This window comes from Sulfurimonas sp., assembly GCF_028694895.1.
Classification (GTDB): domain Bacteria; phylum Campylobacterota; class Campylobacteria; order Campylobacterales; family Sulfurimonadaceae; genus Sulfurimonas.
Genome location: NZ_JAQVKA010000112.1, coordinates 1 through 4,442, shown reverse-complemented (window position 1 = coordinate 4,442; position 4,442 = coordinate 1). Strand labels below are relative to the sequence as shown.

At 36.0% G+C, this 4,442-nt stretch carries 6 protein-coding genes; 3 read left to right on the top strand and 3 right to left on the bottom strand.

The genetic code is table 11. From position 1 onward, the window contains the following. Positions 1-289 (bottom strand): signal peptidase I (gene lepB / locus PHI38_RS09290; protein ID WP_299855445.1); only part of this gene is annotated, 289 nt, incomplete at its 3' end. After that, positions 286-1,149: a bifunctional methylenetetrahydrofolate dehydrogenase/methenyltetrahydrofolate cyclohydrolase FolD gene (gene folD, locus PHI38_RS09285; RefSeq protein WP_299855443.1), complete on the bottom strand. Its 864-nt coding sequence runs from the start codon at positions 1,147-1,149 to the stop codon at positions 286-288. The genes lepB and folD, both read right to left, overlap by 4 nt. A 59-nt stretch (positions 1,150-1,208) precedes the next feature. Between folD and PHI38_RS09280 the strand changes: the two genes are divergently transcribed. Both PHI38_RS09280 and PHI38_RS09275 read left to right on the top strand, forming a co-directional pair. Further along, on the top strand, positions 1,209-1,559 hold the full coding sequence (locus PHI38_RS09280) for a cytochrome c (protein WP_299855441.1): 351 nt from the start codon (positions 1,209-1,211) through the stop codon (positions 1,557-1,559). Continuing rightward, on the top strand, positions 1,549-2,487 hold the full coding sequence (locus PHI38_RS09275) for an aldolase/citrate lyase family protein (protein WP_299855439.1): 939 nt from the start codon (positions 1,549-1,551) through the stop codon (positions 2,485-2,487). The genes PHI38_RS09280 and PHI38_RS09275 overlap by 11 nt, the downstream gene beginning before the upstream one ends. Before the next feature lie 2 nt (positions 2,488-2,489). On the opposite strand, the gene PHI38_RS09270 is transcribed toward PHI38_RS09275, so the two are convergent. Beyond that, positions 2,490-3,359, bottom strand: a complete 870-nt coding sequence (locus PHI38_RS09270) for a hypothetical protein (protein ID WP_299855437.1) — start codon at positions 3,357-3,359, stop codon at positions 2,490-2,492. 94 nt (positions 3,360-3,453) lie between these two features. On the opposite strand from PHI38_RS09270, the gene PHI38_RS09265 reads away from it, so the two are divergent. Next, positions 3,454-4,442: glutamate-1-semialdehyde 2,1-aminomutase (locus tag PHI38_RS09265; protein ID WP_299855435.1), on the top strand; the 989-nt coding region annotated here is incomplete at its 3' end.

Genomic DNA, 4,442 nt, shown 5'->3' with positions numbered 1-4,442 from the left:
GTGGTCTAAAAATAACTATATCTCCACGCTTTGGCTTATCGCCGTCCATTAGACGCAGGCTATCGCTCCATGGCATAATAGAGACTTCTAAAAATGGAATATGCGGCATAGAAACACCATAAGCAAATTTTTTAGCAAAAAGATGATCACCTATTAAAAGAGAGTCTTTCATTGAACCACTTGGGATTTTAAAAGCTTGAGCGATAAAAAATATAACAAAAAGAACAATTATAATAGTTCCTGTCCATGAGTTAGAAAATTTGTATGTTTTGCGTAAGAGTTCTTTCATTTACCATCTTTCATTTTTGCATGTGCTTTTGCAGCTTTTAGCGTATTACTTAGAAGCATCGCGATTGTCATTGGACCTACACCACCAGGAACAGGAGTTATAAATGAGCATTTTTTTGCTACTTTTTCAAAATCAACATCTCCAACAAGTCTACCATCATCTGCGCGATTTATTCCGATATCTACGATAATTGCGCCATCTTTAACCATATCTTCTTTTATAAGATTTATCACACCAGCCCCTACAAAAATCATATCAGCTCTAAGCGTGTGTGTTTTTAAGTTATCTGTAAATATATGACAAATTTCAACTGTTGCATTTGCATTTAAAAGAAGTGCAGCCATAGGCTTTCCAACTATGTTTGATGCACCAACAACCACACAGTTTTTACCTTTAACGTCAATGTTATATTCATTTAAAAGCTCCATTACACCAAGTGGAGTACAAGGAACAAATCCATCAAGTCCGGTAGTTAATCTTCCTACATTATATGGATGAAAACCATCAACATCTTTGCTAGGTTCTACTAGTTCTAATATCTTTGTTGTATCTATCTGCGAGGGAAGTGGGAGTTGGATCAAAATACCATCTATGTTTGGATTATCATTCATCATAGTGATTGTGTTCTCTATGGCACTTTGAGATATATCGCCAGGCATTTCATGTGTTATAGAGTAAAAACCAACTCTATCACACGCCTTTTTTTTCATATTTACATAAGCTGCACTTGCAGGGTCTTGTCCTACTAAAATAACAGCAAGTCCAGGAACTAAACCTGTACTATTTTTTAAATCTTTTGTCTCTTTTACTACGGTTGTTTCTATCTTTGCAGAGAGTGCTTTTCCATCAAGAAGTTGCATTTAAACCTCATAATATAATTTTTTTGTTATTATACCTTTATATATTAAAAGGTCGCTTTATGAGAGATATGTTGTTACTTTTATTGCCATTGTCCCTTTTTGCTCAAAGTAGTTTTATAACACCGATGGAGTACTCATCTTCACTATATAAAAATCCGCGAGGCATTGGTTGTCATAAATGTCACGGTGAGTATGGAGAGGGTAAAATTGTTGCAAGATATGAGCATAAAAAAGAACAAAAAACCTTTTTTGGCCCAGGTATCACGGGTATGGATTTCAATGATTTTTATAAAGCTCTAAACGTTAGAAAAAATGGTATGCCTAGATATTTTTTAACGCAAAATGAGATTAAAGCGCTCTATTTTTATCTTCAAGAGAAGAAAAAAAATGGTACCTCTAATGATAAGTAATCTACAAGAGATAACAGAGGCTTACCAGAAGAGAGATTTAGTAGCCTTAGACGCTTTAGCTATTCCGACGTACAGGATTCTAAACAAAAGAGCAGATTTTCGCTCCGCACTTATGCTCTCATGTAACAATCTAAAACATTTAACAAAAATAGATACACTTGAAGCAGACTCCATAATCTTAAATCTTGAAGATGGAGTAAGCAAAGAAGATAAACCTTTTGCTCTTGTTTTGTGTGCCATCTTTCTATCACACTATAAAAAATGTGATAAAAAGCTTATAGTTCGCGTAAATGCTCTTGATGAGGGCGGATATGATGAGATAACATACCTAAACCAATTTATGCCAGATGCTATACGAATTCCAAAAATAAAGAGTAAAAAAGAGATAGAATCTGTATATGAACTCTTAGATGAGAAAATAGAACTCCACCTCTCTATAGAGACAAAAGAGGCATGGAAGAATATTTTAGAACTAAAGGTAGATAAGAGAATAACTACTTTTTACCTTGGTATTTTGGACCTTTTTGCTGATATGAACTTATCTCAAACTCTTATTTCAAGAGATAACCCTGCAGTTATATATATGCTCTCTCATTTTTTGATAAGTTGTAAATCCATAGGCGTAAAACCTGTCTCTTTTGTATATCAAGAGTTTAAAAATTTAGATGAGTTTGAGTTATGGCTTTCTTTAGAAAAAAGCATGGGATATGATGCAAAAGGGTGTATCTCTCCTGCTCAAGCTTCTCTTGCGAATAAGAGCTTTGTAAATAGCGAATCAGACATAAAACGTGCAAAAGCAATTATTAAACTTTTTGAACTAAAGCTAGAAGAGGGGATTAGTGGTTTTGAAGATGAGGAATTTGGTTTTATAGATGAGCCTATCTACAAAGGCGCTTTGTCATTTCTTAACAAAAACGCCCAAGAGTAGCTCTATCTCGCAAGATTATAAAATACATTATACCTTATAAGAATTTTCTCTTTAGGTCTTGGATATCTGCTATACGCAAACTCTATTGTCTCTTGAGTTGTAGCATCAAGTATGTGGTAACCGCTATTTTGTAAAAATTTAAAGTCACTCATATCTCCGTTTGGATGAAGATAAAACTCAACTATGTTTACTCTATTTACGTTCATATCATGTCTTAGATTTACCTGTGCTACTCTGTTTAGTATCTCTTGAGTGATTCTTCTCATAATCTCTTGATTATCTATAAGATACTTCTGTTGTCCCTCTGTGAACTTTGAAAAATCATCGCCATAAAGTTCTCTCAAATCAGAGTTTCCAACACTGCTTCCTGAGGCTGTTTTTGTTTTTTTCTCTTTGCTATCTTCCTCTGATTTATCTTCTCTCATCCAAGCAAGAGGATCGCTGCTTTGATCTACTGGCGGCACAAGAGGAATGTAAGGCTTCTTAGAAGGAATAGGCTCTGTTTTTGGTTTAGGCTCCCTAAGAGGAGGCTCTTGAGACTTGTTTAGTTGTGGCGTGCTTTTTGAGCTAGATATTTTTTTCTCATCATATTTTATAGGTTCTTTTTTCTGAGGCTTTGGTATCTCTTTTAGTTGGCTTCCCTTTTGCATAGGAGGGACAATCTCTGGTATTTTATCTATAACTTTTTTGATTCCATCATTTTCTGTTTGCACTTTTTTCTCAATCTCTTTGAGTGAGAGTTTTATCTTAGTTTCTTGTGGTTTTTCCATCTTTTTTATCTCAGGCGTTATGGTGCCTAAGAGCCAAAAAAGAAGCATCAACATAATATGTATTAGTATGGCAACAAATAAGGCAAAGTATGAGCGATTCAAGCAGTTCCATTTACTTATAAAATTTTGGGCAATTATAACTAATGTAGATTAATACAACTTCGATATAATTACGAAAAAAACAGAGGGTCATTTTATGAGCATTGATAATTCATTAAAAGCTTTTAAAGAAGCGCAAAACTTAATTCCTGGAGGCGTAAATTCTCCTGTTAGAGCATTTAAAAGTGTTGGTGGAACACCACTCTTTATTGCTGAGGGAGAGGGTGCGTATTTAACTGATGTAGATGGAAATAGATATGTTGATTATGTTCAAAGTTGGGGTCCACTTCTATTTGGGCATAGAGATGAGACTATCGAGAGTGCTGTGATAGAAGCCGTTAAACACGGCCTTAGCTTTGGCGCTCCAACACAAGCTGAGAGTGATTTGGCTGCTCTTGTTATCTCTATGTTTGACTCAATTGAGAAGGTTAGATTTGTAAGCAGCGGAACAGAAGCTGTTATGAGTGCTATCCGCCTTGCTCGTGGATATACAAACCGTGACGATATTGTAAAGTTTACAGGTTGTTATCATGGGCATAGTGACTCACTCTTAGTTCAAGCTGGAAGTGGTGCTGCTACGTTTGGACACCCAAGCTCTCCAGGAGTTCCAGCTGATTTTACAAAACACACACTCTTAGCTGAATATAACAATATAGAGAGTGTAAAGAAGTGCTTCAATGATTCTAAAAATATAGCTTGTGTAATCATAGAGCCAATAGCTGGAAACATGGGCCTTGTTCCAGCTGATAAAGAGTTCTTACATGAGCTAAGAGCTCTTTGTGATGCAAATGGCACTCTGCTAATATTTGATGAAGTAATGAGTGGTTTTCGCGCCTCTGTTCATGGTGCAGAGTCTATCACTGGAGTAAAACCTGACATAGTAACTCTTGGAAAAGTTATCGGAGGAGGAATGCCTGTTGGTGCTTTTGGAGCACGTGCAGAGATTATGGCGAAACTCTCACCTGAGGGTCCAGTTTATCAAGCAGGAACACTTAGCGGAAACCCAGTTGCTATGGCAGCAGGACTTGCATCAATTAGAAAACTCAAACAAAATGGACAAATCATCTCTGTTTTAAATACTCGCGC